Origin of the sequence: Pseudomonas putida (assembly GCF_009883635.2) — a bacterium.
Classification (GTDB): Bacteria; Pseudomonadota; Gammaproteobacteria; order Pseudomonadales; family Pseudomonadaceae; genus Aquipseudomonas; species Aquipseudomonas putida_W.
Window position 1 is genome coordinate 3733546 of sequence record NZ_CP026115.2, and the last position, 26039, is coordinate 3759584.

Here is a 26039-nt window from a genome sequence, read left to right on the forward strand (position 1 = left end):
GCGTGGCGCCAATCAACTAACGAACGGCACTCAAGGTCGCGGTATGGGGCACGCAGTGTTCGTGCAGGCAACTGTTGGCCGCATTGGGCTGGCTGCGTAGCAGCTCGGCGCGCCAGCAGGCCGAGCCATACAGCGCCGCGACCGCGGTCAGGGCCATGACCAAGGCGACTCTTCTGGACTTGATGCCCATGGTACTCACCTCCTGTTACTGCGACAGGTGATACCTCAAGCATAGTCAATACAGGTCCCGGTCCCACTCCGGTTCGTCTTTGAACCGTTGCACGAGAAAATCCAGCATGCTGCGCAAGGTCGCCGGCATATGCTTGCGCGAGGTGTAGACCGCGTTCAGGTTCAGTTCCCGTGGCCGCGCGTCGGGCAGCAGCCGCACCAGGGCTCCGCTGCGCAAGGCAGTGGCCGCCTGGTAGGTTGGCAGCATGGCGATGCCGGCACCTGCCAATGTCGCGGTCTGCAGTGTCATGACCTCGTTGGCGCTGATGTTGCCTTGCACCGGCACGGCGATCTCTTGGCCGTCCACCTCGAAATGCCACAGGCTGTGGCCGAAATAGGCATGGGTCAGGCAGTTGTGCTGGCTCAGTTCCTCGACTCGCTGCGGTGTGCCGTGCTCGCGCAGGTAGGCGGGCGTTGCACAGATCACCGAGCGGCACACGGTCAGGCGCCTGGCAATCAGGTTCGGGTCCAGATCGTTGCTGGTGCGGATTGCCAGGTCTATACGTTCGTCCACCAGGTTGACCGTGCGATCGAGCATCTGCAGTTCAACCTTCACCCCTGGGTAGCGCCGCACATACTCGGCGACCGCATCGGCCAGCTGCGCCTGGCCAAACGACGTGCTGACGCTGATACGCAGGGCACCTTTCGGCGCATCTAGCGGTTGTTGCACGGCGGCCTGCAGGTCGCCGGCCAAATCCAGCAACTGCCGGCAGCGGGGCAGCGTTTCCTGGCCGGCGGCAGTCAGGCTGAGCTTGCGCGTGGTGCGCTGCATCAGCCGTGCGCCGACCCACTCCTCGAGCTCGGCCAGGTAGCGCGACACCACAGGCCGCGACAGCTGCAGGTGGTCTGCGGCTGCCGACTGGCTGCCCAGGTCGACGACGGTGACGAAAACGCGCATGGCGTTGAGACGGTCCATGATTTGCCCGATTTTAGAAACAAACTATGTCTGAGCATCGCATTTTTTGTCACGGATCGGGCAACTAAGCTGTTGCCCATCGTTCATCCGCCAGGAATCACCATGTCGCTCTTCACTCCCTTGCGTGGCCTGCTGCTGGCCTGCTTCACCCTGGCCGGCCCGGCACTGGCCGCCGAGCCGTTGCAGCTCGAGGTATACAACCCAGGGCATCAGGCCATTTTCCCGGTCAGCTCGGTGATCGTCAGCGGCGAGAAAGAGGCCATCCTGGTCGATGCCCAGTTCGGCAGGGCCCAGGCCGAGCAACTGGTACAGCGCCTGCAGGCCAGCGGCAAACGCCTGACTACCATCTACATCAGCCACGGCGACCCGGATTACTACTTCGGCCTCGACACCGTGACCCGGGCCTTCCCTGACGCCAAGGTGTTCGCCTCGGCAGCCACGCTGACCCATATCCGCCAGACCATGGACGCCAAGCTGGCGCACTGGGGGCCGCAGATGGGCGCGGACAAGCCGGCACGGCTGGTGCTGCCGCAAGTGCTTCACGGCCACAGCCTGATCCTGGAAGGGCAGTCGCTGGAGGTCGTCGGCCTGGATGGCCCACAACCAGATCGCAGTTTCGTCTGGATTCCGTCGATCAGGGCAGTGGTCGGAGGTGTCGTGGTTTCGCAGAATATCCACGTGTGGATGGCCGACACCCAGACGGCCAAGTCCCACGCCGACTGGCTTGCCACCCTGGCGAAGATCGAGACCATGGCGCCGCGCACGGTGGTGCCTGGCCATTACCAGGGCCAGAGCAGCAACTCACTCGACGCCGTGCGCTTCACGGCCGGCTACATTCGCGCGTTCGATGCCGAAGCGGCCAGGGCGAAGGATAGTGGCGCGTTGATTGAGGCGATGAAACAGCGCTACCCCGCGCTTGCCGATGAGAGTTCGCTGGAGCTCGGCGCGAAGGTCGCCAAGGGCGAAATGAAGTGGTAATTCCGTTCAACTGACAGGAGCATTTTCGATGAGCAAGATCGCAATCATTGGCGCCACCGGCCGTGCCGGCAGCCAGTTGCTGGAAGAAGCCCTGCGTCGCGGCCACAGTGTGGTGGCCATTGCCCGTGATCCATTAAAGCTACAGGGGCGTGAAGGTGTAACCACCCAGGCATTGGATGCCAAGGACAGTGCAGCCCTGCAGCAGGCGGTCGCAGGTGTCGACGCGGTGATCAGTGCAGCGCATTTCTCGACCCTCGAGCCCCACGCCATCATCGAGCCGGTCAAGCGCGCCGGGGTCAAGCGTCTGCTAGTGGTGGGCGGTGCGGGCAGCCTGCTGTTGCCTTCCGGGCACCGCGTGATCGACAGCCCGGACTTCCCGGAGGCCTACAAGGCTGAGGCAAGTGCCGGGGTGCGTTTTCTCGATGTGCTGCGCCAGGAGCCGACGCTGGACTGGACCTTCCTGTCGCCATCGGCTGAGTTCGTCGAAGGCGAGCGCAGCGGGCGCTACAAGCTGGGCAAGGACCATCTGCTGATCGGTGCGGATGGCAAAAGCACGATCACCTTTGCCGACTTTGCCATTGCCATGCTCGATGAACTGGAGAAACCGGCGCACTCGCGCCAGCGCTTCACCGTCGGTTACTGAGGCACTTTTAGCTCATGGACTGGCCTGGCTTTCCAGCCAGTCCATGAGCTCGCCCAGCCCTGGCGGAAGGCTCTTCGCCTGGCTCACCAGGTAATACCCTTTACCGGTCTGTACCTTCAGCGCAAATGGCATGCACAGCCGCCCCCCGCGCAAGTCATCACCGATCAGCGCCCAGTCACCAATCGCCACCCCGGTTCCCTGTGATGCCATGGCCATTGCCATGTCCAGCGTTTCGAAATGCTGCTTCGGCCCCTGTGCTTCCAGCACCACGCCTGCTGCCTGCAGCCACAGCCGCCAGTCATGTTCATCCCGTGATGGATGCAGCAGCATGTGCCGGGCCAGATCCTGGATCTGCTGCAGGGGTACCGCCCCTTTCAACAGCGAAGGCGCGCAGACCGGTGTCAGTTGCTCGTCGAACAGCTTGCGCACCCGCAGCCCATGGTTCGGCGCAGCGCCATAGACCACGGCGGCATCGAACCCCTCACGGCGAAAGTCGACCCCGTGTTGCACCGTGGTGGTCAACTCGACCGGCACGTCGGGTCGCAGCGCCTGCCACTCCATCAGCCGCGGCAGCAGCCAGCGCATCACGCAAGTCGGTGCCTTGAGCTGCAAGGTGGCGCTGCGCCCGCCCACTTCGCGCACGCCTTGTTCGATAAGGCCGAAGATCTGTTGTACCCGAGGCAGCCAGTCCTGGCCCTCGCGGGTCAGGCTCAGGCCGCGAGCCTGGCGCTGGAACAAGGCGTAGCCCAGGTGCTCTTCGAGACCGGCAATCTGCCGGCTGACGGCGCCTTGGGTGATGTGCAGCTGCTGTGCGGCACGGGTGAAATTGCAGTGCTGCGCGGTGACCAGAAAAGTGTGCAAGGCGGGCAGGGGTGGTAGCCGTTTCATTGCGCTGAGCCATGATTACAGGACATGGCTAGTATGTGTTTTTTTGCATTGTGGCGGTAGCGGTGCCTTGGGTCCAATGGGCGCAGATTGCAACAAGATTCTCCCCAACAAGATCTTAGGTGAAACCCCATGGCAACCTGCGGCGAAGTATTGGTCAAACTCCTTGAAGGCTATGGCGTGGACCATGTCTTCGGCATTCCCGGCGTACATACCGTGGAGCTCTACCGTGGCCTGGCGGGCTCGTCGATCCGCCACATCACCCCGCGCCACGAGCAGGGCGCCGGGTTCATGGCCGACGGCTACGCGCGCACCCGCGGCAAGCCTGGCGTGTGCTTCATCATTACCGGCCCCGGGATGACCAACATCACCACCGCCATGGGCCAGGCCTATGCCGATTCGATCCCGATGCTGGTGATCTCCAGCGTGCAGTCGCGCGATCAGTTGGGCGGCGGCCGCGGCAAGCTGCACGAGCTGCCCAACCAGGCAGCGCTGGTGTCGGGCGTGGCGGCGTTCTCGCAGACGTTGATGAGCGCCGATGACCTGCCGCAGGTGCTGGCTCGCGCCTTTGCCGTGTTCGATGGTGCCCGCCCGCGCCCGGTGCATATCGAAATTCCGCTGGACGTGCTGGTCGAGCCCGCCGACCACCTGCTGCCCGGCCGCCCTGTGCGCAGTGCCCGCGCAGGTGCCGCACCCCAGGCCGTAGCCGCCATGGCCGAGCGCCTGGCCAATGCCCGCCGGCCGCTGATCCTGGCCGGTGGCGGTGCACTGGCTGCAGGTGCGCCGCTGGCGCTGCTGGCTGAGCACTTGCAAGCGCCGGTGGCACTGACCATCAATGCAAAAGGCCTGCTGCCAGCCAGCCACCCGCTGCAGATCGGTTCCACCCAATCGCTGGTCGCCACCCGTGAGCTGGTGGAAGAGGCCGATGTGGTGCTGGCGATCGGCACCGAACTGGCCGAGACTGACTATGACGTGACCTTCAAGGGCGGTTTCAAGATTCCCGGCAGCCTGCTGCGCATCGACATCGACCCGGACCAGACCGTGCGCAACTACCTGCCGGAGCTGGCGCTGGTGGCGGATGCCGAGCTGGCCGCGCAATCCCTGCTTGAGGCTTTGCGTCAGCTACCCGCACCGGTGTGTGCCGAGGGCTGGGGCGTTGCCCGCGCGCAGCGCCTGCGCGAAACGTTGGCAACGGGCTGGGACCAGCCGACGCTGAGCCAGACACGCCTGCTGAGCAGCATTCTGCAAAGCCTGCCCAACGCGATTCTGGTCGGTGACTCGACCCAGCCGGTGTACACCGGCAACCTGACCCTGGACATGGATCAGCCGCGCCGCTGGTTCAATGCTTCGACCGGCTACGGCACTTTGGGCTATGCATTGCCAGCGGCGATGGGCGCCTGGTTGGGCAGCGCCGAGCAAACGGCCGAGCGTGCGCCAGCGGTCTGCCTGATTGGCGATGGCGGCATGCAATTCACCCTGCCGGAACTGGCCAGCGCGGTAGAGGCGCAGGTGCCGATGATCGTGTTGCTGTGGAATAACCAGGGTTATGAGGAGATCAAGAAGTACATGGTCAACCGGGCGATCGAGCCGGTCGGCGTGGACATTCATACCCCGGACTTCATCGGCGTGGCGCGGGCGTTGGGCGCCGATGCCGAGCATGTGGCCGATGTCGAGCAATTGCAGGCTGCGCTGGGACGGGCGGTGGAGCGCAAGGGGCCGACCTTGATCCAGGTCGACCAGAACCAGTGGCAGGCGGCAGTAGCGGGCTAGTTCAGCCCGCACTGGCCCGCAACCGCGCCACATCTCGGATCGGCGGTGCACCATACAGCCGGCTGTACTCGCGGCTGAACTGCGACGGGCTTTCGTACCCCACCCGATAGCCTGCCACCGCCGCCTCCAGGCCGTCGTTGAGCATCAGCCGCCGCGCCTCCTGCAGGCGCAGCTGCTTCTGATACTGCAGCGGGCTCATGGAGGTCACGGCCTTGAAGCGGTGATGCAGGGTCGAGGTGCTGAGGTTGACCTCACGGGCCAGGTCCTCGATGCGTAGCGGCTGTTGATAGTTCTGGTTGAGCCAGGTAATGGCCTGGCACACCCGGTGGGTCTGACTGTTGGCCAAGGCGATTTCGTACAGTCGATAGCCCTGCGGCCCACGCAGCAGGCGGTAGAGAATCTCGCGACGAATCAGCGGTGCCAGCATGCCGATGTCGCGCGGTGTGTCCAGCAAGCGGACCAGCCGCAGCAACGCGTCGAGCAGTTGCGGGTCGGTGCGTTCCACGTACAGGCCACGGCCGGAGGGCAGGTTGGGCACCAGCATCGGCCCGCTTTCTGCGATCAGCTGGCTGATTTCGGCCGGGTCGAGGTCCATGCGGATACCCAGGCTCGGGTTCTCCGGGCTGGCGTCCAGCTTGACGCCGCTCAGCGGCAAAGTCACCGATACCACCATGTAATGCAACGGGTCGTAGGCGTATTGTTCGTCGCCGAGGAACAGGCTTTTGCTGCCCTGCGCCAGGATGCACAGCGCCGGTTGAGCCAAGGTCGGTACCGAGCGGACGTTTTCGGTGTAGCGCACCAGATACAGGTCGTCGATGGCCGAGGCGGGACCATGGGGCTCGCCGGCGTGCTTGCGGATCAACGCGGCCAGTTCCTGGCGTTGCACTTCCAGGGTCGGGTCGATGGACGGGGCGGTGGTCATGATGGCTTTCCTCTGCTGACCGACGCAGCATAGGTTTGGGCAATGGCAGGCGCTAGTCGAAAGCTGCACGTCGATTGCCTGATCCTGCCGCAGTGCAGGATCAGGCAATCGGTGAGCAGTAATGGCCTAACGCGTCGCGCGCGCCAGCCCCTAACCTTGGCAGCCTGGTTTTTCCGCCCGCCTGCTTCAAGGAGATCGTGCATGACCCTACGACAACCGGTCACCCATCTGGCTTTCATCCGTGCCAGCAGCGGTCGCTCCGCAGAACTCGGCGCCCGCCTGCGCGACCTGCTGGAGCCATCCTTGCGCACCCCGGGCTGCCTGAGCTTCACCGTGCAGCGCTCCCAGGCCGATGCCGACCTGTGGCTGCTCAGCGGCAGTTGGCAGGATCAACAGGCGATGAGCGGTTACTTCGCCTCGCCCACCCTCAATGTATTCGGCGAGCTGGTTCAGGCGCAGGTCGTCAGCAGCCTCGACCTGCATACCTTCGATTGAAACACGGTTAGAATGCCGCCCTTCGATCAACAGGCGGATGGCAACATGGCACGTAGGGAATTCCCGCATTTCGAAGCGGTTTCGGCGATGGTCCCGGTGGAAGGCGGTGGCTATAACGCCGCCATCGCGGTCAAGGCTCTGGGCATGGGCGGCGCGCCGCGTTTCCACAAGGTACTCGACGAGCAAGTGTTCAAAAGCGCCGTGGCGGCAGACGAAGCCGCCTGCGCCGAGCTTGCACGCCTGCAGGGCGTAGGCGAGGAAGGCGAACTGATCTGGTGATCAGGCCTGTGGGCGAGCCATCTTGAACAGGTTGCCCAACTCGAAGTAATCCGCCGGGCCACCACCACGCAGGATCGGCTCGGCGGCAGCGGTATCGTAGATGCCGTTCTTCAGCAGGTGCTCGGCAATGTGCACCGCCACCACTTCACCCAGAATCAGCCAACTGGGCACCAGTGCCTGATCGGCGCGCTTGAGCTGGACGATCTGGCTCACCTTGCATTCGAAGGCCACCGGCGTTTCGCCCACGCGTGGCACCTTGACGATGTTCGATGGCACCGCAGTCAGGCTGCTCAGTTTGAACTCGTTGACATCGGCGGCGACGGCCGCGCAACTCTGGTTCATCTGCTCGGCCAGCGGCCGGGTCGCCAGGTTCCAGACGAACTCGCCGGTCTGCTCGATGTTGTTCAGGCTGTCTTTGCGCCCGACGCTGCAGAAACCGATGATCGGTGGAATGTAGTTGAAGGCGTTGAAGAAGCTGTACGGCGCGAGGTTCAACTGGCCGTCTCGGCTCTGCGAGGAGATCCAGCCGATCGGGCGCGGGCCGACGATGGCGTTGAACGGGTCGTGGGGCAGGCCGTGGCCTTTGGCGGGTTCGTAGTAGTACATCTGCCAGCATCCTGGGAACGAGGTGCCTAGTGTGCCAAGCCTTTGTCCGCCTGAAAATGATCAAGCCCGGCGCGAGGCCGGGCTGGTAGCGCGCAACAGGGATCAGCTGAGGCGGTGGGCGTTGGTGCGGTCGAAGCCGTCTTCGGCGAAGCGCTGGCCGCCAGTGCGGTCGAAGCCGTCTTCGGCGAAGCGTTGAGCGCCGGTGTGATCGAAGCCGTCTTCGGCGAAGCGTTGAGCGCCAGTGTGATCGAAACCGTCTTCAGCGTAGCTGGCCGATTGGGTCTGGGCGGCGGCGAAGGTGTGGGCGTTGGTGCGGTCGAAACCATCTTCGGCGAATGCGCCAGCAGCGAATACCGAGAGGGCCAGGGTGAGGATCAGTTTGCTTTTCATGGTCGTTGCTCCGTCGGGTGCGAGAGGTTGTTTGTTTCTATGGGTTTAATGCTACGCCGATTAATTTGATTAAAAAGCGCAAAAATTAGCGTCCAAAAATCGAATTAATAGATGTATATGGTCGAGCGCTGTGTCTTTCAGCGGTGCCGATACCTCTGCGTGAGGTGCTTCAAACCCAGGCGAGCGCAATGCTTCGCCAGCCATTGCAGATTGAGGGGGCGGTATTAATCGAGGGTTAAGAACGAAAAATCTTAATTTGTAACAGCGTATGACGCTTTTTTCATATATCGCCAACCGATTTTTCAGGCTCTGCTCAGCACCATCGCCGCACCTCATTCCGGAGCGATGAATAATGAACAAACTTCCGCAAATCACCTTGGCCTTCTGGGTCATGAAGATCTGCGCCACCACCCTTGGCGAAACGGCCGGTGATCTGCTGTCGATGACCCTCAACGTTGGCTATGCCGTCAGCTCGATGGTGTTGATCAGCGTGTTCCTGGTGACCTTGCTTGGTCAGCTGTTTTCGCGCCGCTATCACCCGATGCTGTATTGGCTGGTGATCCTTTCCACCAGCACCGCCGGCACCACTATGTCCGACTTCATGGACCGCACCCTGGGTCTGGGCTATGCCGCAGGTTCGGCAATCCTGATCGGCATCCTGCTGCTGACGTTCCTGGTCTGGCGCCTGAGCGGCAACCCGCTCGACGTCACCCGCATCAAGAACCGCACCGGTGAAATCTATTACTGGATCGCCATCCTGTTCTCCAACACCTTGGGTACCGCGTTGGGTGACTACCTGGCGGACGATTCGGGGCTGGGCTTTGCCGGTGGCGCACTGCTGGTCGGCAGCGCCATCGCCCTGGTGGTGCTGGCCCGCTACTGGACGCGCATCCCGGGCGTGGTGCTGTTCTGGGTGGCCTTCGTGCTGACCCGTCCGTTCGGAGCGACTCTTGGCGACGTCCTGACCAAGCCGCATGAGAAGGGCGGGCTGGACTTCGGCACTATCGGTTCTTCCGCTGTGCTGGGGGGCGTGCTGCTGGTGCTGGTGCTGTTGGCGAGTTGGTACCAGAAACGTGAGCCGCGTCAGGTGTTGGAGATGTCCTGAAGCAAAAAGGGCGCCCTTGATAGGGCGCCCTTTTTCCATGCGGTATCACAATCAGTCAGTAGTAATCCGCGAATGCTGCTTGGTGTCCTTCATGGTCGCATACACCAGCAGCGAGCAGGCGATGCACGCCGTGACGTACCAGTAGAAGCCGCTTTCCATGCCGGCGCTCTTGAACCACAGGGCCACGTACTCGGCCGTGCCGCCGAAGATCGATACGGTCAACGCGTACGGCAGGCCAACGCCCAGGGCGCGGATTTCGGTAGGGAACAGCTCGGCCTTCACCACTGCGTTGATCGAGGTGTAGCCGCTGACGATGATCAGCGCCGCCATGATCAGGAAGAACGCGCCCCACCAGGTCTGGATGGTGTGCAGGGTGCTGAGGATCGGTACGGTGAACAGGGTGCCGAGCACGCCGAAGGCGATCAGGATCGGGCGACGGCCGATCTTGTCGGACAGGCCACCGATCACCGGCTGCAGGCACATGAACAGGAACAGCGTGGCCGCCGAGATGGTGGTCGAATCGCTGATGCTCATGCCCACGGTGTTGACCAGGTACTTCTGCATGTAGGTGGTGTAGGTGTAGAAGGCCAGGGTGCCGCCCATGGTCAGGCCGACCACGGTCATCAGCTCCTTGGGGTGGCGCATGAGGGTGCGCATCAGGCTTTCCTTGGCCTTTTCCTTCTTGGTGAAAGAAGCGGTTTCTTCCATGCCGCGGCGCAGGTACAGGGCAACCACTGCGCACAGCGCACCGATCACGAAGGGCACACGCCAGCCCCAGGCATACAGCTGCTCGGTGGTCAGGGTCTGCTGCAGGATGATCAGTACTGCCAGGGCGATGAGCTGGCCGGAAATCAGCGTCACGTACTGGAAGCTGGAGAAGAAGCCACGGCGGTCCTTGCTGGCCATTTCGCTGAGGTAGGTGGCCGAGGTGCCGTATTCGCCGCCCACCGACAGGCCCTGCATCAGCCGTGCGATGACCAGCAGGACCGGCGCCGCGACACCGATGGTTTCATAGCCTGGGGTCAGGGCGATCACCAGGGAGCCGGCGCACATCAGCAGCACCGAGGCCATCAGCGCGGCCTTGCGGCCCTTGCGGTCGGCGTACAGGCCCATCAGCCAGCCGCCGATCGGGCGCATCAGGAAGCCAACGGCGAAGATCGCAGCGGTGTTGAGCAGTTGTGCGGTGGAGTCGCCGGCAGGGAAGAAGGCCTTGGCGAAGTACAGCGAGAATGCGGCGTAGACGTACCAGTCGTACCATTCGACCATGTTGCCGATGGAACCACTGAAGATCGACTTGAGGCGGCTGGCGGTGGTTTTTTCAGCGGCGGGCGTGACGGCCGCCCCGGCTGGCAGGGAGGTGGCGTTATCCATCAGGGATACCTTCTCGTTGTTTTTGTGGAGCGCGCCGAAGCGCAGCTTGCCAGGGCAATTGCAGAAGGTGTGCCAAATGGGTGCGTAGCGATCCAAATGGGGGCGTTGCAGCGTCGCGGGAACCGCGTGCTACCTGGCGCGGCGCAGTTCTCTGTGGGAGCGGGCCTGCCCGCGAAGGGCTGCAGAGCAGCCCCGAAATCTCGCAGGGGTAAGCGGATTTTCGCCTATCAAGATCCGTCGATAAGCGGATTTCCGCCTATTCTCGCTCGACGAATGCCTCACGGACCAAACCATGGCGCTGCATCTTTTCGTTCAGCGTACGCCGAGGCAGCTGCAAGGCTTCCATCACCGCTTTGATCTCCCCCGCATGCTGGCGCAAGGCCGCGCGCAGGCACTGGGCCTCGAATGCTTCCATCTGCTCACCCAACGACTGCCCGGCAGGCGCTACCTCGATGTTCGGCGAATCCAACCCCAGGGCATGCCGCTCCGCCGCATTGGCGAGTTCACGCACATTGCCCGGCCAGTCATGGGACAGCAGCTGCGCCAGTTGCACGCCGCTCAGTGCTGGCGCCGTGCGCCCCAGCTTGGTCGCGGCCGCACGGGCGAAATGCTCGAACAGCAGCGGGATATCCTCACGCCGTTCACGCAGCGGCGCCAGGCGCAGTTCCGCCACGTTCAGGCGATAGGCCAAATCCTCGCGAAAACGCCCGGCGCGAGCCTCTTCGAGCAAGTCGGGCTTGGTGGCGGCAATGATGCGCAGGTCGACGCTGATGCTCTGGTTGGCCCCCAGTCGCTCCAGCTTCTGCTCCTGGATCACCCGCAACAACTTGGCCTGCTGGGCCAGCGGCATGCTCTCGATCTCGTCGAGGAACACCGTACCGCCGTTGGCGTATTCCAACTTGCCGATGCGTTTGCCCTGGGCGCCAGTGAAGGCACCGCTTTCGTGGCCGAACAGTTCGGCTTCGAACAGGGCTTCGGGGATGGCCGCACAGTTGAGCGCGACGAACGGCTTGTCGGCACGCGGGCCAAAGTCGTGCAGGCAGCGCGCCACGCGCTCCTTGCCGCTGCCGGTTTCGCCGCGGATCAGCACGTTCACTGGCAGGCTGGCCAGGTCCAGTACTTGCCTGCGTAGCTGCTGCAAACCTTGCGACATGCCGAGCAGGGTCGTTTCCAGGCGCGACTTGAGGTCCGCCTGTTCATGCAGGCGGCGGTTCTCCAGGACCAGCTGGCGTTTCTCCAGGGCGCGGCGCAGGCTGCCCAGCAAGTGCTGCGGGGTGAAGGGCTTTTCGAGGAGGTCGTAGGCGCCGTTGCGCATGGCCTCGACCGCCATCGGCACATCGCCATGGCCGGTCAGCAGGATCACCGGCAGGTCAGGGTCATCCGCCTGCAGGCGTTCGAGCAGTTGCAGGCCACCCATGCCCGGCATGCGTACGTCGCTGATGATCACCCCGGCAAAGTGCGCGGGCAGCTGGGCCAGGCAGTCTTCGGCGCGCGCGAACAGTTGCACGCTGAAGCCCGACAGGCTCAGCCACTGCTCGACCGCCGTGCGGATGCTGGCTTCATCATCGACGACGATCACCGAATTCAACATACAGGCTCCAGGTCACGGGGCAGAGTCAGGCTCAAGCGGGCGCCGCCCGGCAGGTTCTCGGCATGCAGTTGGCCGCCGGCTTCGACAATGATGCCATAGGAAATCGCCAGGCCCAGGCCCAGGCCTTCGCCCACCGGCTTGGTGGTGAAGAAGGGGTCGAAGACCTTGGCCAGGTCCGCTTCGGCAATGCCGCCGCCGGAATCCAGCACGCTCAGGCGCCACTGCGCGTGGTCCGGTTCGATGCGTACCTCCAGACGCTTGTAACGTTTGTCGGCCATGGCGTCGAGGGCGTTGCGCAGCAGGTTGATCAATACCTGCTCGAGGCGGATCGCGTCGCCCCGGACCCAGGCCGGGCGGGCCAGGTATAGCGCCACTTCGACTTCCTCGCTGCGAATGCGGGTGTCCAGCAGGTGCAGGGCCTGGTCGACCACGGTGGCCAGGTCGAGGCGTTCGCGCAGGCCGACCGGGCTGTTGCGGGCGAAGGTCTTCAGGTGGCTGGTCAGCGCGGCCATGCGCGTGAGCATCTGCTCCAGCGGCTCGAGGGCCTTGCGCGCATCGTCGTAACGGCCGTGGTCGAGCAGCAGGCGCAAGGTCTCCAGTTGCATGCGCTGGGTGGTCAGCGGCTGGTTGATCTCGTGGGCCATGGCCGCCGACATCTGCCCCAGTGCCGCCAGCTTGGCCGACTGCACCAGGCCTTCCTGGGCAGTGCGCAGCTCGCGGGTGCGTTCCTCGACCTGGCGCTTGAGCTCTTCGCGGCTGCGCTGGCGCAGGCGGGCCAGGCGCAGGCGCTGGCTGACGAACAGTGCGGCGAACACCAGGCTCAGCCACACGGCGGCGGCGCCCAGTGCAGCGTTGCGGCCGGCGGCTTCGACCTGGGGTTTGCGCAGCAGGTGCAAGGTCCAGTCCTCGCCCTCCAGCGGCAGGCTTTCCCAGAGGTATTCGACGGCGCCATCGGGGCCCTGTACGCGGCTCAGGTGACTGTTGCTGGCGAAGCGGGTCAATATCTGATGCTGGAGCGGCACCAGCGGCTGTTTGTCGTACTGGCGGGTTTCGCCAAGCTCGGTGCGATCGGCGCCGCTGAGCGGTTTGAGCTCGCGGTAGCGCCAGCCGTCCTGGTTGGCGATGAAGGTAATTCCACGGGCATCACTGACCAGCAGGATGTCGCTGCCCTGGCGCCACTCGCGTTCAAGCTCGGGGAACTCCAGCTTGACCACCATGGCGCCGAGGAAGCGCCCGTGCTCGTCGCTGACCGCACTGGACAGGAAATAGCCCGGCACGCCACTGGTTACGCCCACCGCGTAGAAGCGGCCGCTGCCCAGGTTGAGGGTCTGTTTGAAGTAGGGGCGAAAGCCGTAGTTGGAGCCCACGTAGGTGGTCGGCAGGCGCCAGTTGCTGGCGGCCACGGCCAGCCCGGTGCGGTCGAGCAGCTCCAGGGTCGAGGAGTTGGCGGCGCCGTTGATGCGCTCGAGTTTGAGGTTGAGCGCATGCTGCACCTGTTCGCTGACCGGGCCGCGCAGGGCATCGACCAGTTCCGGGTCCAGGGCCAGCACAGCGGGCAGGGCACGGTAGCGATCGATCAGGGTGTGCAGGGCGTTGGCGTACAGCACGAGTTGCTGGCTGGCGCGGCGGGCGTCGTCTTCCATGGCCTGGCGTTTGGCCTGGTGCATGGCCCAGCCGGCGCTGAGGGCGGTGCCAAGTACGATCAGCAGGGTGATCAGCCCCAGACGCAGGGCGCGAAAGGAAAAGGGCATGGGGCGGATCCGGATTCAGGGATATCAGGTACGGCCCTTTCGCGGGGCAAGCCCGCTCCTACAGAGGGTGTGTAGGAGCGGGCTTGCCCCGCGAAGGGGCCGGTACAGGCAACCTTTCAGTTACAGCAGTTCGAAACTCTTTTGTTGCACCGCCTCGGAGTCCAGCCCGACCTGGACACTGAACTCGCCAGGCTCGGCCACCCGCTGCAGCTGGCCATTGTAGAACTTCAGATCATCCTCGCTGATGCGGAAGGTCAAGGTCCGTGACTCACCGGCCTTGAGCATCAGTTTCTGGAAGTTCTTCAGTTCCTTGACCGGGCGGCTCATCGACGCCGAAACATCCTGCAGGTACAACTGCACCACCGTCTCGCCGTCAAGCTTGCCGGTGTTCTTCACCGTCACCTTGGCCTCCAGGGTGTCGCCGCGCTTGAGGTCCTTGTTCGACAGGGTCAGGCCCGACAGCTCGAAGCTGCTGTAGCTCAGGCCATAGCCGAACGGGTACAGCGGGCCGTTGGGCTCTTCGAAGTACTGCGAGGTGTAGTTGCCCGGCTTGCCTGGGGTGAACGGCCGGCCGATGCGGGTGTGGTTGTAATACATCGGGATCTGCCCGACCGAACGCGGGAAGGTGATGGCCAGCTTGCCCGACGGGTTGTAGTCGCCGAACAGCACATCGGCGATGGCGTTGCCGCCTTCGGTACCGGAGAACCAGGTTTCGAGCATGGCATCGGCCTGCTCACGCTCCCAGCTGATCGACAGCGGGCGGCCGTTCATCAGTACCAGGACCAACGGTTTGCCGGTGGCCTTCAGGGCCTTGATCAGCTCGCGCTGGCTGGCCGGGATTTCCAGGGTGGTGCGGCTCGACGACTCGTGGGACATGCCACGGGACTCACCGACCACGGCCACCACCACATCGGACTGTTTGGCGGCTTTGACCGCTTCATCGATCAACACGGCCGCAGGGCGCGGGTCATCGACGATTTCCGGGGCATCGAAGTTGAGGAAGTTCAGGTAGTCGAGGATCGCCTTGTCGCCAGTGACGTTGGAGCCCTTGGCGTACACCAGCTTGGCCTTGCCCTCGACCGCACGGCGCAGGCCTTCGCGCACCGTGACCGAGTGCATCGGCTTACCGTCGGCGGCCCAGCTGCCCATCATGTCGATCGGGGCATCGGCGAGCGGGCCGACCAGGGCGATGGTGCCGGACTTTTTCAGTGGCAGGGTCTGGTTGCGGTTTTCCAGCAGCACCAGGCTGCGGCGCGCCACGTCACGGGCGGCATCGCGGTGCAGGCGGTCTTCGGCGTAGTAGTCTTTCAGGTCGGTTTCGGCCTTGCCGATGCGCACGTACGGGTCCTTGAACAGGCCCATGTCGTACTTGGCACCGAGCACCTCGCGCACGGCCTGGTTCAGTTCGTGCTGGGTCACTTCGCCGGACTTCAGCAGCCCTGGCAGCTCTTCGCCGTACAGGGTGTCGTTCATGCTCATGTCGATGCCGGCCTTGATCGCCAGCTTGGCGGCTTCGCGGCCATCGCGGGCGACACCGTGGCGGATCAGCTCCTGGATGGCGCCATGGTCGCTGATGGTCACGCCCTTGAAGCCCCACTCTTTGCGCAACAGGTCGTTCATCAGCCAGGTGTTGGAGGTGGCCGGCACGCCGTTGATCGAGTTGAGCGCCACCATCACCCCGCCGGCACCGGCGTCGAGCGCGGCGCGGTAGGGCGGCAGGTAGTCGTTGTACATCTTCGGCAGGCTCATATCGACCGTGTTGTAGTCGCGCCCGCCTTCCACCGCGCCATACAGGGCGAAGTGCTTGACGATGGCCATGATGCTGTCGGGGTTGGCCGGGCTGCTGCCCTGGAACGAGCGGACCATCACCTGGCCGATCTTCGAGGTCAGGTAGGTGTCTTCGCCGAAGCCTTCACTGGTGCGGCCCCAACGTGGGTCGCGGGCGATGTCGACCATGGGCGCGAAGGTCATGTCCAGGGCGTCGGCCGACGCTTCGATGGCCGAGGTGCGGCCGACCTTGGCGATGGCGTCCATGTCCCAGCTGGCGGCCAGGCCCAGGCCGATCGGGAAGATGGTGCGCTCGCCGTGGATGGTGTCGTAGGCGAAGAACATCGGGATCTTCAGGCGGCTGCGCATGGCGGCGTCCTGCATCGGCCGGTTCTCGGGGGCAGTGCGCGAGTTGAACGTGCCGCCAATGCGACCGGCGGCGATTTCTTCGCGGATCTTGTCACGGGGCATTTCCGGGCCGATGCTGATCAGGCGCAGCTGGCCGATCTTCTCGGCCTCGGTCATCTGGCTGATCAGATGGTCGATGAACGCCTGCTTGTCCTGCAGGGGCGGGGCGGTAGGGGCGGCAAGGGCCGCCTGGCTGGCAAGGCCCATGGCCAGGCCCAGCAAAGACAGTTTCATCATCAATTCCATTGTCGAGGCCTTTGCCGTATCCACGGTGATACGCGCGCGGCCGAAGTTTTCAGGCGGCTGTTGTTGTACGATTCGCGGGTAATGCTTCCAGCGGCGGATTATGCCTGAATATGTCGGCCGCGGACGAAGCCCCGAATGCCGGGACAACAACTATAAGAACGCTGAAGAGAGCGAAGGCATGGCCCCCCTCAACGAATACGAACGCCGCCAGGTGGCCGAGGCCATCGCCCGGGTGGAGCGGCGCACCGATGCGCAACTGGTGACCGTGCTGGCTCGCCGCGCCGATGACTATGCCTACCTGCCGCTGTTCTGGGCCGCCTTGCTGGCGCTGGCCGTGCCTGGCCTGCTGCAGTGGTTGCTGGGCTGGCCCGGCCTACGCGGGCTGCTGGTCGCCAACGTACTGCTGTTCATCGGCCTGTGCCTGCTGCTGCGCAGCCCGCGCCTGGCGGCCATGCTGATCCCCGCTGCCCTGCGCCGCTGGCGTGCTTCGAGCCTGGCGCGCCAGCAATTTCGCGAACAGAACCTGCAGGGCACGGAAGGCGCTACGGGGGTGCTGATCTTTGTCGCCGAGGCCGAGCGGCATGTGGAAATTCTTGTCGACCAGGGCATCGATCAGCATCTCGATGCCCAGGCCCGCGCCGTGCTGGTAGCGCGTTTCGCCGAACAGGTTCGCCAGGGGCGGACCTTGCAGGGCTTTGTCGAGTGCATCGAGGCGTGCGGCGAGTTGCTGTGCGAACACGTGCCACGCACCCATGCGCGCAACGAACTGCCCAACCGTCTGGTGATTCTCGACTGAACTGGCTGGTGCAGGGTGTAGAATGCGCGGCATTGCGCAATGCGCCCCCTGTCATCCGAGGCACCCGCTTTCCATGTCCGCCAGTACTTCCGCTTCTTCCGCGCCGGATGCGCGCGCCCAGTTCCTCGACCTGCTGAGTGCCGCCCTGCACGGCAACACCCTGGTCAAACTGGTGCTGGCGCGCCATGTCGGTGCCGACCAGACTCTGCAGCGCATCATCGCCAAGCCGCTGCTGGTGAAGGGGCAGGCCCAGCTGTCGCTGGTCTACCGCCACCAGACCCGCGACATCACCCGCAACCTGCCGCTGGACCAGGCCCAGGCGCTGGTCGCCGAGCTGCTGCCGGAGAGCTTCCGCAATGCCCACCTGTTCGATGCCGACGGCGAAGTGCAGCTGACCTTCAGCAAGAAGGGCAAGCCGATGCTCCAGCGCCACGGTGCGCAGGCGCCACGCGAGGCGGTTGCCAACACCGGTCATGACCGTGAGAAGAAGCGCTACCTTGAGCTGTCACGGCCATTCCTGCGTGACCTGGGCGTGACTGATGCCCAAGGCGCGCTGATCCCTTCGATGTCCCGCAAGTGGAAGCAGATCAACAAGTTCATCGAAGTCTTCGACCACGCCCTGGCCAATGCCCCGGTGCCGGCCGAGCAGGCCCTTCGGGTGGCCGACTTCGGCTCGGGCAAGGGTTACCTGACCTTCGCCATGCATGATTACCTGCGCAACACCCTGGCTCGCGAAGCACAGGTGACCGGCGTGGAGCTACGCCAGGACATGGTCGACCTGTGCAATGCCGCCGCGCAGCGCCTGGAACACCCTGGCCTGGAGTTCCAGTGTGGCGACGTGCGCAGCGTGGTGCCCGAGGCCATCGAGGTGATGATTGCCCTGCACGCCTGCGACATCGCCACCGACTACGCCATCCATACCGGCATCCGCTGCAATGCGGCGATCATCATGTGCTCGCCGTGCTGCCACAAACAGATCCGCCCGCAACTGCACAGCCCGGGGCTGCTGCAGCCGATGCTGCAGTACGGGCTGCACCTGGGACAGCAGGCCGAAATGCTTACCGACAGCCTGCGGGCGCTGTATCTGGAAGCTTGCGGTTACGAAACCAAGGTGTTCGAGTTCATCTCCCTGGAGCACACCAACAAGAACAAGATGATTCTTGCGGTGAAGCGCCGGCAGACTACGGATAACGCGGCATTGCTGGAGAAGATCGAGCATCTCAAGGCGTTTTATGGGGTGCAGGAGCATTGCCTGGAGACATTGTTGCGGGCGGATAAGCTGATCTGATTACAGCAACATGAAGAGCACTGGAGCACTGCTCCTGCTTTCATGTAGGAGAATTCCCAAGAGCACTTAACGGCCGTTTTGATCCTCAAGAGTTCTGTAGTGTGGCGTGATTGTTCGTCAATCTCGGTGGTTGTCATTTGACAACCTGCTAATCACAAGCCCACACTGGAGGAAGCTGATGTCACGCCCCAGTCATGCCAGGAAAGAGGTCGAGCAGGCCTTGAGGCACGCTGAGTCACAGGGATGGCGGGTGGTGGTAGGAGGTGGCCATTGTTGGGGAAAGCTGTACTGCCCTCTGAATGATGCCGATTGCCGTTGCGGGGAGTTTTGCATTACCAGCGTATGGAGCACCCCGAAAAACCCTGGCAATTTCGCCCGTCAGCTAAGGCGCGTCGTGGACAACTGCACCAGCAGCATGGCCAAAGCTGGTGAGGAGAGGTAGCAGTGGAATACGAGTTCACCCTGAAGTATCAACTGATCGAAGATGAAAACGTCGATGCGATGCTGGAGCGTTTGGCCGAGGCAGGCTGTGATGATGCAATGGTTGGAGTTGGGCAGCCAGGGCGCTTGGCATTGGCTTTTGTGCGCGAGGCGCCCTCTGCCATGGAAGCCATTGAAAGTGCGCTGAGTGATGTACGTAAAGCAGTGCCCGGTGCCCGCCTGATCGAAGCGACACCCGACTTGGTAGGGCTCACCGACGTAGCGGAAATTATCGGTGTGTCACGGCAAAACATGCGCAAGTTGATGCATTCGCATATGTACAGTTTCCCGACACCTGTTCATGAAGGAAGTACATCGCTGTGGCATCTTGCGGATGTACTGATCTGGTTGCAGGCGCGGGGAAGTTACGCGATCGGTCAGGACATTGTGGATCTGGCTCGGGTAGCCATGTCTGTCAATGTATCCCGTGCACATGAGCGCGTTTTCGGTTGAGTGCGAAACCCAGCCTTTGCAAGCGAATTGAGCGCGGCAATCAGTGACGCGCTGACGGCACCTCGATCGCCAACCCCTCCACCCCCAATGGATGCGTACTGGCGTCGAAGTAGTGCAGCGCCGTCCCGGTCATATCCCCGAACCGCTCGACAAAATGCTGCTTCTGGTTGATCACCGAAGCCTCGCTCAACGGCCGGATGGCAATCGACAGATGCGCCGGCCGCGCCTGGCGAATGGCGTCGACCAGGTGCTGGTCAGTGCTGTCCAGATGCTGCCCGAACAGGCACACGCCCTGGCTTTCCTGAGCCAGTTGCCCCAAACCCCAGGCGAGGTAGTCCGAGTTGCGGATGGCGCGCATTTTCTCGTCGCTGCGTTCTTCGTTGACGAACAACGGCACTTCACCTGGAATGTTCACGGCAAAGCCGTCCAGCAATTCGGCGCTGTCGGCGCTGCGCTGGCGGGTGCTGCCGTCGGGCAGCTTGAGCAGGTGCAGGCCGCCATGCAGGTGCAGCACTCGGGTGCCTTCGCTGCGGGTGCGACGTACGTCGAAGAACCCTTGATCGTCGAACAGCTCGGCGAAACCCTGCGGATTGTGATGCACGGCCCAGGGCAGGATGAGGTCGTAGTTGCTGGTATAGACGCTGCGGTATTCGCGCAAGGCCTGGTTGATCGACGTCAAGGTTGCGGCTGGCACCAGCGGCCAGGGCAGGTGGAGGGTGCGGATGGCGTGGATCAGGCCTTCCTTGATCGAGTAGTAGCGGTTCAGCGGCGCGGTGGAGTTGATGGCCAGGGCGGCGTTGGCGCGCACGGTGTGGTTGAGGGTGCTCAGTACTGGCTCGAACAGCTCGGTGCCCAGCGACTTGAACAGGGCCTGGTCGCTGATTGCCAGGCCCTTCTTGCGCCCGGCGCGCTGGGCTTCCTCGTACAGCGAGAAGTAGCCGAATGGTTTCCACAGCGCGCGACTGGCGCCGTTGCCTAGCAGCAGGGCAGTGCACGGGTGGCGCTGGTTGAGGTCTGGCCAAGAGGCGAGGCGGGCGTCGAGAGCTGGCATGTGCGGTCCGTTCGGTGGTGCGGGAAACGGCGGGGACTTTAGCATGTCATGCAAGGTGTGCGAGGGTTGGAGCTTACATTGCAGCCTTGTGCTGCCTGCAAGGCAGGACGAAAGAGGACTTCTCCATGCGCAACCCGCTGCTCCGCACCCTGGCCCTGAGCACGCTGTTCTCGGCTGCCCTGGCCTCAGCCACTGATGGCAAGACCTTGGCCGCTGCCCAAGGTATTCCTAACCCGGCCGTGATCGCCCATCGCGGCGCTTCCCACGATGCCCCCGAATCCACCAGGCCTGCCTACCTGCTGGCCCGCGAGCTGGGCGCCGATTACCTGGAACTCGACCTGCAACGCACCCGCGATGGCGTACTGGTGGTGGTCCACGATGATGAGCTGTCGCGCACCAGCAACGTCGCCGAGCGATATCCCGAGCGCGCGAAAAGCCCGGTCAGTGCCTTCACCCTGGCTGAGCTGAAGTCGCTGGATGCCGGCAGCTGGTTCAACCAGGCCTACCCGAAGCGTGCCCGTCCGTCGTTCGAAAAGTTGCCGATCCTGACCCTGGAAGAAGTCATCGACATTGCCGAAGGCAACCCCGACCGCCACCCCGGGCTGTATATCGAGACCAAGGTGCCCAACCAGTTCCCCGGGATCGAAAAGGAACTGAAAGCTCGCCTCGAAGCCCGTGGCTGGCTTGATCGGCCGGGGCGGGTAGTGTTGCAGACCTTCGACCGCAACAGCCTCAAGCTGCTGCACGAGGCTATGCCGCAGGTGCCGAAGATCCTCTTGCTGTGGGTGGGCAACAATGGCATCGCATCAGCGTCCGGGCAGGATTTCGCCCAGTCAGGCGAGCAGGACAAGGCCGCCTTCTATGCGCGCCAACAGCCCAAGGACAAGGCGGAGTTCTTACGCTGGCTCGACCATGCAAGGCAGGAGGGTGCAATCGGTACCGGCCCGTCAGCCACGCGCACTCATCTGGGCGAGCAGAGCTACAGCGACCTGATTCAGCCGTGGATGAACCAGGCCAATCACGAGCGCGGGCTGTTGGTTCACGTCTACACACTCGATGATCGGGTCGATTTCGACAAGGCCATGAAGGCTGGTGTCGACGGAATCTTCACCAATCGGGCGGGGGAGCTTTTGCGCGCTTATCAGCGCCCGGTAGAAAGCGAGGCGGTTCTGTTGAAGCGTTTGGGATACTGAATCAATGGGCAAGTGCCCTGAGGACATGGTCAGGGTCGTTGCGTATGGCACGTAGCAAAGCCTTGGCCGGCCCGGTAGGTTCCCTGCGCCCTTGCTCCCAGTTCCTTAGTGTGGCGACCTGAACATCGATCATCTCGGCGAAACGCACTTGGGACAAACCCGTGGATTTACGGATGCTTCTGACCTGCACTGCATCTATCTCGATGACTCGCGAGGGCAAACGCTTACCTTGAACGATTTCATCCATCTGCTGAACGCTTTCCATCAACTCTTCAAAAAACTTGCTCATGTACGCCTCCAGTATTCGATGATGTGCTTTAGCGCTTGTTCTGCGTGGGGTGACGAAGCTAGCGGATGATGCATTGGCTAGCAGGTCGTCCTCTTCCGACTCCGGTGTAGTCCGATTCTCTATTTAATCACTGGCGCCTGGCGACTCCTGTTCCGCCAAACCCGATAAGCCCGAATTCCCGCCCGTACCGAGCCAAACAGCAACTTTTCTTCCATCTCCCGCGCCATCCCCGAGCGCACCAGCATGCGCAGGAAGGTACCGCGGGCACGGGCGATGGCGAAGTGGATGCCTTGCGCTGTCAGGGTGTCGCGCACCTCGCGCAGGGCGGCGATGCCGCTGACGTCAATGCTGCTCACCGCTTCCGCATCGAACAGCACCGCCTGGGGCTGGGCCTGACTCTGCACCGCTTCGAGCAGGCGCATCTTGAAGTAGTCGGCGTTGAAGAACAGGATCGCGTCGTCGAAGCGGTACACCACCAGGCCCGGCACGGTGCGGGCGTCTTTGTTCTTGCGGATGTCGACCTGGCCTTCGGTGCCTGGCAGCCAGCCAAGCACGGCGTCGGTGGGCTGGTAGATGGTGTAGAGCAGGCGCAGGATCGCCAGGGTCACTGCAAACACGATGCCCGGCAATACGCCCAGGCCGAGCACGCCGACCGTGGTCAGCAGGCACAGCCAGAACTCGAAGCGGCTCAGGCGTCTGATCTTGCCCAGCGACTTGATGTCGATCAGGCCCCAGCCTGCCATCAGCAGCACCGCACCCAGCACCGCCTGCGGGATCCACGCCATCGGTGCGGTGAAGAACAGCAGGATCAGGGCGATGACCAGTGCCGCAATAATGCCGACCAGCTGGCTCTTGCCACCGACCATGTCATTGACCGCCGTGCGCGAGTCGGCGCCGCTGATGGCAAAGCCCTGGGAAATGCCGGCGGCCAGGTTGCTTACGCCAAGGGCGACGAATTCATGGTTGGCGTTGATCGCATAGCCGTGCCGTGCGGCGAAGCTGCGCGCGGTGAGCATGGCGCTGCAGAAGCTCACGGTGGCGATACCCAGGGCATCGCGCAGCAAGCTCTTGGTTTCGTCCAGGTTGCTGTGGGGCCAGGCGAGCTTGGGGATGCCGGACGGCACCGGCCCGAGGATGGCGACGCCAAAGCGGTCCAGACCGAGCAGGCCGACCAGCAGGGTGAAGACTGCCACGGTCACCAGGGCCGCCGGCAGGCGAGGGTAGCGGCGCGGCAGCAAGATCAGCAGTGCCAGCCCGGCCAGGCCGATAGCCAGGGTCATCCAGTGGATCTCGTTCAGGCGCTGGAAGAAATTCACCACGCTGAGAATGAAGCCGTCCCCCTCGATCTTGAACCCCACGACCTTGGACAATTGCCCGGCAATCAGGCTTAGGCCGATACCGTTGAGGTAACCGATCAGGATCGGGCGCGAGAAGAAGCTGGCGATGAACCCGGCGCGCGCCACACCGGCGACGATCAGCATTACCCCGACCAGCACGGTGACGATCACCGAGAGTTCGGCGATGCGCTGCGGATCGCCCATGGCCAGTGGCGCCACGGCGCCAGCGATCATGGCGCAGGTGGCGGCGTCGGGGCCAACCATCAATTGCCGTGAGCTGCCGATCAGGGCATAGACCATCATTGGCAGCACGCAGGCGTACAGGCCGTACTGCGGCGGCAGGCCGACGATCTGGGCGTAGGCGATGGCGATGGGTATCTGGATCGCCGCCACCGACAGCCCGGCCTGCAGGTCGGCATGGAACCATTCACGGCGGTAATGCAACAGGTTGGAAAGGCCGGGGAGCCAGCGGGAGAGAAACATCGCGTCGTCCTTTCAAAATGTTTCACGAATCCATGAAGCATATGCGCCACAAGCCGTTTCGCTTGCAAGCGAATTGAAGACGAAGGCGTCGAACGCGGCCATGGGCCATATCAATGAAAGGGCAGAAACGAAAAAAGGAGCCGTGGGCTCCTTTTGACAGCGATGACGTTGCTGAAACGCCATGCGGGGAATGCAATGTGTGGAGCGGGTAGAGGGAATCGAACCCTCAACTAAAGCTTGGGAAGCTTTCGTTTTGCCACTAAACTATACCCGCGTCTGCGTTGGACTTTTTACCAGAACCCTCCCTGAATTAGAAGCCCAAGTTATAAAAAAGCTTGTCGGCGCCCCATGACCAGCGGGTGTCGGGTACGGGACGCCGATGCGCTCAGATGGCCAATGCATGCTGCCCCTGGATGTATGGGTTGCCGCGTTGACGGGACTCGCGCACGGTTGGCTTGAGGAAACCGAGCATGACGTTGCGGGTGTCTTCACAGGCTGCCTTGTTTTCCATGTCGAGGAAGTGGCCCGCGTCGCGGATCACGCTGAACTGGCTGTTGCCTACATGCTTGCCGAACTCGCGTGCATCTTCGACGGTGGTGTACTCGTCGCGGTCGCCGTTGATGAACAGCACCGGGATGTCGATGTTGCGCGCGCCGTTCAGTGCCCGCTGCAGGTCACGCTGCAGCACTTCATTGATGTGGAAGTGCATCTGCGCATATTCGTGGCTGTCCAGACCGCTGACATGCCGGTAGTTGAAGCGCTTGAACAGTGATGGCAGGTACTTGCCGATGGTGTCGTTGACCAGGTTGCCGACCTGGTAGCGATCGCAGGCAGCCAGGTACCGGCAGCCACGCTCCAGGTAGTCGCGCATCGGCTCGTTGATGATCGGCGAGAACGAGCTGACCACCGCCTTCTTCACCAACCGCGGCTGGTGCGCCAGCGCCAGCAAGGTGCAGGCACCGCCCCAGGAGAAGGACATGACGTGGTCGCACTGGAAGCGCTCGATCAGTTCGAGAAGGATCTGCGACTCGTCTTCCTTGCTGATCAGCCGTTCCTGGCGGTTGTGCGGCTTGGACTTGCCGGCATACGGCTGGTCGTACAGCACAACGTTGAATTGCGGGTGCAGGTTACGCACCGTCTGGGCGAACGAGGCCGTGGTGGCCAGCGACCCATTGATCAGTATGATCGTCTTCTCGGCCGCATCCGCGCGATAGAACTCCGTGTAAACCCGATACTGACCTTGGATATCAAGTACAGCGATTTCTGGCCTCATGTCATCGACTCCTGGCGCAAAAAGGGTAATCGCGTCACCTAGGGTGCACGTTCTTTATGACAGGTAGGCATTCGCCTGAATAAAACGGGGGGCCCTGTGTCGATCCTTGGCACACGTGTCGACGATATTGTTGTGGCGGGCAATCTGCCGTGCCCCAAGGCATCTGGGCTTTGGGTGGCCAGCAAAAGGTGTCTGAACTGCAGGCGTGACCGACTGGTCACTCGCGGACTGACGAGTTAGGAGTCAAGCAGTGGGTCGGGGATCCCGCAAGTGCCGTTTGCGCAAATTTGTGACTCGGGCTGCTCAGCGGTCGTATGCCTGTATTACGGCATTCAGACCGAGGCGATCTCTTCCGCCGTCAAGGCCCTGAATTCGCCAGGTTGCAGGCCCGGATCAAGGCGGATCGTACCCATGCTTTCGCGATGCAGGCCGACCACCTTGTTGTCGAAGTGGCCGAACATGCGCTTGACCTGGTGGTAGCGCCCTTCGACGATTGCCAGCCGTGCCAGGCGTGGGCCGAGGATGTCGAGTCGGGCGGGCAGGGTGGTCAGGTCTTCGAAGGCGAAATAGAACCCTTCGCTGAACTTGGCGACATAATGCGCGCCGATCTCGTCTTCGGTTTCCACCAGGTAATGCTTGGGCAGCTTGGTGGCTGGCTGGGTCAGGCGCCGCGACCACTGGCCATCGTTGGTCAGGATCATCAGGCCAGTGGTGTTGAAGTCCAGGCGCCCGGCAATGTGCAGGTCGTCGCGCAATTCGCTGGGTAGCAGGTCGAGCACGGTGCGGTGCTGCGGGTCTTGTGTGGCGCTGACGCAGCCAGTGGGCTTGTGCAGCATCAGGTAGCGCGCGGGGCGGCCGGCCTGCAGCAGTTGATCGTCCACTTCCACGCGGCTGAATTCCCGCACGTCCGCCTTTGGGTCGGTGACCACATTGTGGTCCAGGCGCACACGGCCCTGCACCAGCAGCAGGCGCACTTGCTGGCGATTGTAGCAGGGCAGGTTGGCGAGGAAACGGTCGAGGCGCATGGCAGTATCTGATTTATGGT

26 protein-coding genes and 1 tRNA gene are annotated in these 26039 nt (G+C 63.1%); 11 read left to right on the plus strand and 16 right to left on the minus strand.

The window, feature by feature from the left end:
• Positions 1 to 16 precede the first annotated feature (16 nt).
• Together C2H86_RS28190 and C2H86_RS17050 are read right to left on the minus strand one after the other, a co-directional pair.
• A complete protein-coding gene (locus tag C2H86_RS28190; RefSeq protein WP_205524553.1) occupies positions 17 to 190 on the minus strand; it encodes a hypothetical protein in 174 nt (57 codons plus the stop codon).
• Positions 191 to 235: 45 nt separating this feature from the next.
• The gene (locus C2H86_RS17050) at positions 236 to 1144 is read right to left on the minus strand and encodes a LysR family transcriptional regulator (protein WP_159409044.1); all 909 of its coding nucleotides are present in this window, start codon (positions 1142 to 1144) and stop codon (positions 236 to 238) included.
• 102 nt (positions 1145 to 1246) lie between these two features.
• Here C2H86_RS17050 and C2H86_RS17055 point away from each other — a divergent pair, with 102 nt between their 5' ends.
• Both C2H86_RS17055 and C2H86_RS17060 read left to right on the plus strand, forming a co-directional pair.
• Entirely contained in the window at positions 1247 to 2122 is an 876-nt protein-coding gene (locus tag C2H86_RS17055) for an MBL fold metallo-hydrolase (RefSeq protein ID WP_159409045.1), read from the plus strand.
• Positions 2123 to 2150: 28 nt separating this feature from the next.
• The gene (locus tag C2H86_RS17060) at positions 2151 to 2765 is read left to right on the plus strand and encodes an NAD(P)-dependent oxidoreductase (protein WP_159409046.1); all 615 of its coding nucleotides are present in this window, start codon (positions 2151 to 2153) and stop codon (positions 2763 to 2765) included.
• Between the two features lie 12 nt (positions 2766 to 2777).
• On the opposite strand, the gene C2H86_RS17065 is transcribed toward C2H86_RS17060, so the two are convergent.
• Entirely contained in the window at positions 2778 to 3653 is an 876-nt protein-coding gene (locus C2H86_RS17065) for a LysR substrate-binding domain-containing protein (protein ID WP_159409047.1), read from the minus strand.
• A gap of 129 nt (positions 3654 to 3782) precedes the next feature.
• Here C2H86_RS17065 and C2H86_RS17070 point away from each other — a divergent pair, with 129 nt between their 5' ends.
• Positions 3783 to 5420, plus strand: coding sequence for a 5-guanidino-2-oxopentanoate decarboxylase (locus C2H86_RS17070; protein ID WP_159409048.1), 1638 nt, complete (start codon positions 3783 to 3785; stop codon positions 5418 to 5420).
• A gap of 1 nt (position 5421) precedes the next feature.
• On the opposite strand, the gene C2H86_RS17075 is transcribed toward C2H86_RS17070, so the two are convergent.
• Entirely contained in the window at positions 5422 to 6342 is a 921-nt protein-coding gene (locus C2H86_RS17075) for an AraC family transcriptional regulator (RefSeq protein ID WP_159409049.1), read from the minus strand.
• Between the two features lie 201 nt (positions 6343 to 6543).
• On the opposite strand from C2H86_RS17075, the gene C2H86_RS17080 reads away from it, so the two are divergent.
• Both C2H86_RS17080 and C2H86_RS17085 read left to right on the plus strand, forming a co-directional pair.
• The gene (locus C2H86_RS17080; protein ID WP_103449332.1) at positions 6544 to 6837 is read left to right on the plus strand and encodes a putative quinol monooxygenase; all 294 of its coding nucleotides are present in this window, start codon (positions 6544 to 6546) and stop codon (positions 6835 to 6837) included.
• A gap of 45 nt (positions 6838 to 6882) precedes the next feature.
• Positions 6883 to 7116 carry a hypothetical protein gene (locus C2H86_RS17085; protein WP_159409050.1) on the plus strand — a complete coding sequence of 78 codons (234 nt, stop codon included), beginning with the start codon at positions 6883 to 6885 and terminating at the stop codon, positions 7114 to 7116.
• Here the strand turns inward: C2H86_RS17085 and C2H86_RS17090 are convergent, their stop codons facing one another.
• On the minus strand, positions 7117 to 7722 hold the full coding sequence (locus tag C2H86_RS17090) for a flavin reductase family protein (RefSeq protein WP_159409051.1): 606 nt from the start codon (positions 7720 to 7722) through the stop codon (positions 7117 to 7119).
• A gap of 102 nt (positions 7723 to 7824) precedes the next feature.
• Positions 7825 to 8112 (minus strand): hypothetical protein, encoded by a 288-nt coding sequence (locus C2H86_RS17095; protein ID WP_159409052.1) that lies wholly within the window; start codon positions 8110 to 8112, stop codon positions 7825 to 7827.
• Between the two features lie 352 nt (positions 8113 to 8464).
• On the opposite strand from C2H86_RS17095, the gene C2H86_RS17100 reads away from it, so the two are divergent.
• Complete coding sequence (locus tag C2H86_RS17100; RefSeq protein ID WP_159409053.1) at positions 8465 to 9217, plus strand: COG4705 family protein; 753 nt, start codon at positions 8465 to 8467, stop codon at positions 9215 to 9217.
• Between the two features lie 51 nt (positions 9218 to 9268).
• On the opposite strand, the gene C2H86_RS17105 is transcribed toward C2H86_RS17100, so the two are convergent.
• The 4 genes from C2H86_RS17105 to bglX form a co-directional block, all read right to left on the minus strand.
• The gene (locus tag C2H86_RS17105) at positions 9269 to 10588 is read right to left on the minus strand and encodes an MFS transporter (protein ID WP_159409054.1); all 1320 of its coding nucleotides are present in this window, start codon (positions 10586 to 10588) and stop codon (positions 9269 to 9271) included.
• Between the two features lie 256 nt (positions 10589 to 10844).
• Positions 10845 to 12179 carry a sigma-54-dependent transcriptional regulator gene (locus tag C2H86_RS17110; RefSeq protein WP_159409055.1) on the minus strand — a complete coding sequence of 445 codons (1335 nt, stop codon included), beginning with the start codon at positions 12177 to 12179 and terminating at the stop codon, positions 10845 to 10847.
• The gene (locus tag C2H86_RS17115) at positions 12173 to 13930 is read right to left on the minus strand and encodes a sensor histidine kinase (protein WP_159409056.1); all 1758 of its coding nucleotides are present in this window, start codon (positions 13928 to 13930) and stop codon (positions 12173 to 12175) included. The genes C2H86_RS17110 and C2H86_RS17115 overlap by 7 nt, the downstream gene beginning before the upstream one ends.
• 120 nt (positions 13931 to 14050) lie before the next feature.
• Positions 14051 to 16342 (minus strand): beta-glucosidase BglX, encoded by a 2292-nt coding sequence (gene bglX / locus C2H86_RS17120; RefSeq protein WP_159409057.1) that lies wholly within the window; start codon positions 16340 to 16342, stop codon positions 14051 to 14053.
• Positions 16343 to 16529: 187 nt separating this feature from the next.
• On the opposite strand from bglX, the gene C2H86_RS17125 reads away from it, so the two are divergent.
• The 4 genes from C2H86_RS17125 (at position 16530) to C2H86_RS17140 (ending at position 19368) form a co-directional block, all read left to right on the plus strand.
• Positions 16530 to 17147 (plus strand): TPM domain-containing protein, encoded by a 618-nt coding sequence (locus C2H86_RS17125; RefSeq protein WP_159409058.1) that lies wholly within the window; start codon positions 16530 to 16532, stop codon positions 17145 to 17147.
• A 73-nt stretch (positions 17148 to 17220) separates the two neighbouring features.
• The gene (locus C2H86_RS17130) at positions 17221 to 18435 is read left to right on the plus strand and encodes a class I SAM-dependent methyltransferase (protein WP_159409059.1); all 1215 of its coding nucleotides are present in this window, start codon (positions 17221 to 17223) and stop codon (positions 18433 to 18435) included.
• A gap of 178 nt (positions 18436 to 18613) precedes the next feature.
• Positions 18614 to 18877, plus strand: a complete 264-nt coding sequence (locus C2H86_RS28375; RefSeq protein ID WP_159409060.1) for a hypothetical protein — start codon at positions 18614 to 18616, stop codon at positions 18875 to 18877.
• Between the two features lie 2 nt (positions 18878 to 18879).
• Positions 18880 to 19368: a helix-turn-helix transcriptional regulator gene (locus C2H86_RS17140; RefSeq protein ID WP_159409061.1), complete on the plus strand. Its 489-nt coding sequence runs from the start codon at positions 18880 to 18882 to the stop codon at positions 19366 to 19368.
• Positions 19369 to 19408: 40 nt separating this feature from the next.
• On the opposite strand, the gene C2H86_RS17145 is transcribed toward C2H86_RS17140, so the two are convergent.
• On the minus strand, positions 19409 to 20419 hold the full coding sequence (locus C2H86_RS17145; RefSeq protein ID WP_159409062.1) for a DUF4917 family protein: 1011 nt from the start codon (positions 20417 to 20419) through the stop codon (positions 19409 to 19411).
• Between the two features lie 125 nt (positions 20420 to 20544).
• Here C2H86_RS17145 and C2H86_RS17150 point away from each other — a divergent pair, with 125 nt between their 5' ends.
• Positions 20545 to 21612, plus strand: a complete 1068-nt coding sequence (locus C2H86_RS17150) for a glycerophosphodiester phosphodiesterase (protein WP_159409063.1) — start codon at positions 20545 to 20547, stop codon at positions 21610 to 21612.
• A 1-nt stretch (position 21613) separates the two neighbouring features.
• Here C2H86_RS17150 and nadS read toward each other — a convergent pair whose 3' ends face one another.
• The 5 genes from nadS to C2H86_RS17175 form a co-directional block, all read right to left on the minus strand.
• Positions 21614 to 21901 (minus strand): NadS family protein, encoded by a 288-nt coding sequence (gene nadS, locus C2H86_RS17155; RefSeq protein WP_159409064.1) that lies wholly within the window; start codon positions 21899 to 21901, stop codon positions 21614 to 21616.
• A gap of 119 nt (positions 21902 to 22020) precedes the next feature.
• Complete coding sequence (locus tag C2H86_RS17160; protein WP_159409065.1) at positions 22021 to 23721, minus strand: SulP family inorganic anion transporter; 1701 nt, start codon at positions 23719 to 23721, stop codon at positions 22021 to 22023.
• 200 nt (positions 23722 to 23921) lie between these two features.
• Positions 23922 to 23995: transfer RNA gene (locus C2H86_RS17165), tRNA-Gly, on the minus strand.
• A 111-nt stretch (positions 23996 to 24106) separates the two neighbouring features.
• Positions 24107 to 24994, minus strand: coding sequence for an alpha/beta fold hydrolase (locus C2H86_RS17170; RefSeq protein WP_159409066.1), 888 nt, complete (start codon positions 24992 to 24994; stop codon positions 24107 to 24109).
• 332 nt (positions 24995 to 25326) lie between these two features.
• On the minus strand, positions 25327 to 26019 hold the full coding sequence (locus C2H86_RS17175) for a pseudouridine synthase (protein WP_159409067.1): 693 nt from the start codon (positions 26017 to 26019) through the stop codon (positions 25327 to 25329).
• Positions 26020 to 26039 lie beyond the last annotated feature (20 nt).

What these genes read in the sequence shown, in the direction of transcription:
- C2H86_RS28190 (WP_205524553.1), bottom strand. Translation starts at nt 190, where the DNA reads ATGGGCATCAAGTCCAGAAGAGTCGCCTTGGTCATGGCCCTGACCGCG.
- C2H86_RS17050 (WP_159409044.1), bottom strand. Translation starts at nt 1,144, where the DNA reads ATGGACCGTCTCAACGCCATGCGCGTTTTCGTCACCGTCGTCGACCTG.
- C2H86_RS17055 (WP_159409045.1), top strand. Translation starts at nt 1,247, where the DNA reads ATGTCGCTCTTCACTCCCTTGCGTGGCCTGCTGCTGGCCTGCTTCACC.
- C2H86_RS17060 (WP_159409046.1), top strand. Translation starts at nt 2,151, where the DNA reads ATGAGCAAGATCGCAATCATTGGCGCCACCGGCCGTGCCGGCAGCCAG.
- C2H86_RS17065 (WP_159409047.1), bottom strand. Translation starts at nt 3,653, where the DNA reads ATGAAACGGCTACCACCCCTGCCCGCCTTGCACACTTTTCTGGTCACC.
- C2H86_RS17070 (WP_159409048.1), top strand. Translation starts at nt 3,783, where the DNA reads ATGGCAACCTGCGGCGAAGTATTGGTCAAACTCCTTGAAGGCTATGGC.
- C2H86_RS17075 (WP_159409049.1), bottom strand. Translation starts at nt 6,342, where the DNA reads ATGACCACCGCCCCGTCCATCGACCCGACCCTGGAAGTGCAACGCCAG.
- C2H86_RS17080 (WP_103449332.1), top strand. Translation starts at nt 6,544, where the DNA reads ATGACCCTACGACAACCGGTCACCCATCTGGCTTTCATCCGTGCCAGC.
- C2H86_RS17085 (WP_159409050.1), top strand. Translation starts at nt 6,883, where the DNA reads ATGGCACGTAGGGAATTCCCGCATTTCGAAGCGGTTTCGGCGATGGTC.
- C2H86_RS17090 (WP_159409051.1), bottom strand. Translation starts at nt 7,722, where the DNA reads ATGTACTACTACGAACCCGCCAAAGGCCACGGCCTGCCCCACGACCCG.
- C2H86_RS17095 (WP_159409052.1), bottom strand. Translation starts at nt 8,112, where the DNA reads ATGAAAAGCAAACTGATCCTCACCCTGGCCCTCTCGGTATTCGCTGCT.
- C2H86_RS17100 (WP_159409053.1), top strand. Translation starts at nt 8,465, where the DNA reads ATGAACAAACTTCCGCAAATCACCTTGGCCTTCTGGGTCATGAAGATC.
- C2H86_RS17105 (WP_159409054.1), bottom strand. Translation starts at nt 10,588, where the DNA reads ATGGATAACGCCACCTCCCTGCCAGCCGGGGCGGCCGTCACGCCCGCC.
- C2H86_RS17110 (WP_159409055.1), bottom strand. Translation starts at nt 12,179, where the DNA reads ATGTTGAATTCGGTGATCGTCGTCGATGATGAAGCCAGCATCCGCACG.
- C2H86_RS17115 (WP_159409056.1), bottom strand. Translation starts at nt 13,930, where the DNA reads ATGCCCTTTTCCTTTCGCGCCCTGCGTCTGGGGCTGATCACCCTGCTG.
- bglX (WP_159409057.1), bottom strand. Translation starts at nt 16,342, where the DNA reads ATGATGAAACTGTCTTTGCTGGGCCTGGCCATGGGCCTTGCCAGCCAG.
- C2H86_RS17125 (WP_159409058.1), top strand. Translation starts at nt 16,530, where the DNA reads ATGGCCCCCCTCAACGAATACGAACGCCGCCAGGTGGCCGAGGCCATC.
- C2H86_RS17130 (WP_159409059.1), top strand. Translation starts at nt 17,221, where the DNA reads ATGTCCGCCAGTACTTCCGCTTCTTCCGCGCCGGATGCGCGCGCCCAG.
- C2H86_RS28375 (WP_159409060.1), top strand. Translation starts at nt 18,614, where the DNA reads ATGTCACGCCCCAGTCATGCCAGGAAAGAGGTCGAGCAGGCCTTGAGG.
- C2H86_RS17145 (WP_159409062.1), bottom strand. Translation starts at nt 20,419, where the DNA reads ATGCCAGCTCTCGACGCCCGCCTCGCCTCTTGGCCAGACCTCAACCAG.
- C2H86_RS17150 (WP_159409063.1), top strand. Translation starts at nt 20,545, where the DNA reads ATGCGCAACCCGCTGCTCCGCACCCTGGCCCTGAGCACGCTGTTCTCG.
- nadS (WP_159409064.1), bottom strand. Translation starts at nt 21,901, where the DNA reads ATGAGCAAGTTTTTTGAAGAGTTGATGGAAAGCGTTCAGCAGATGGAT.
- C2H86_RS17160 (WP_159409065.1), bottom strand. Translation starts at nt 23,721, where the DNA reads ATGTTTCTCTCCCGCTGGCTCCCCGGCCTTTCCAACCTGTTGCATTAC.
- C2H86_RS17170 (WP_159409066.1), bottom strand. Translation starts at nt 24,994, where the DNA reads ATGAGGCCAGAAATCGCTGTACTTGATATCCAAGGTCAGTATCGGGTT.
- C2H86_RS17175 (WP_159409067.1), bottom strand. Translation starts at nt 26,019, where the DNA reads ATGCGCCTCGACCGTTTCCTCGCCAACCTGCCCTGCTACAATCGCCAG.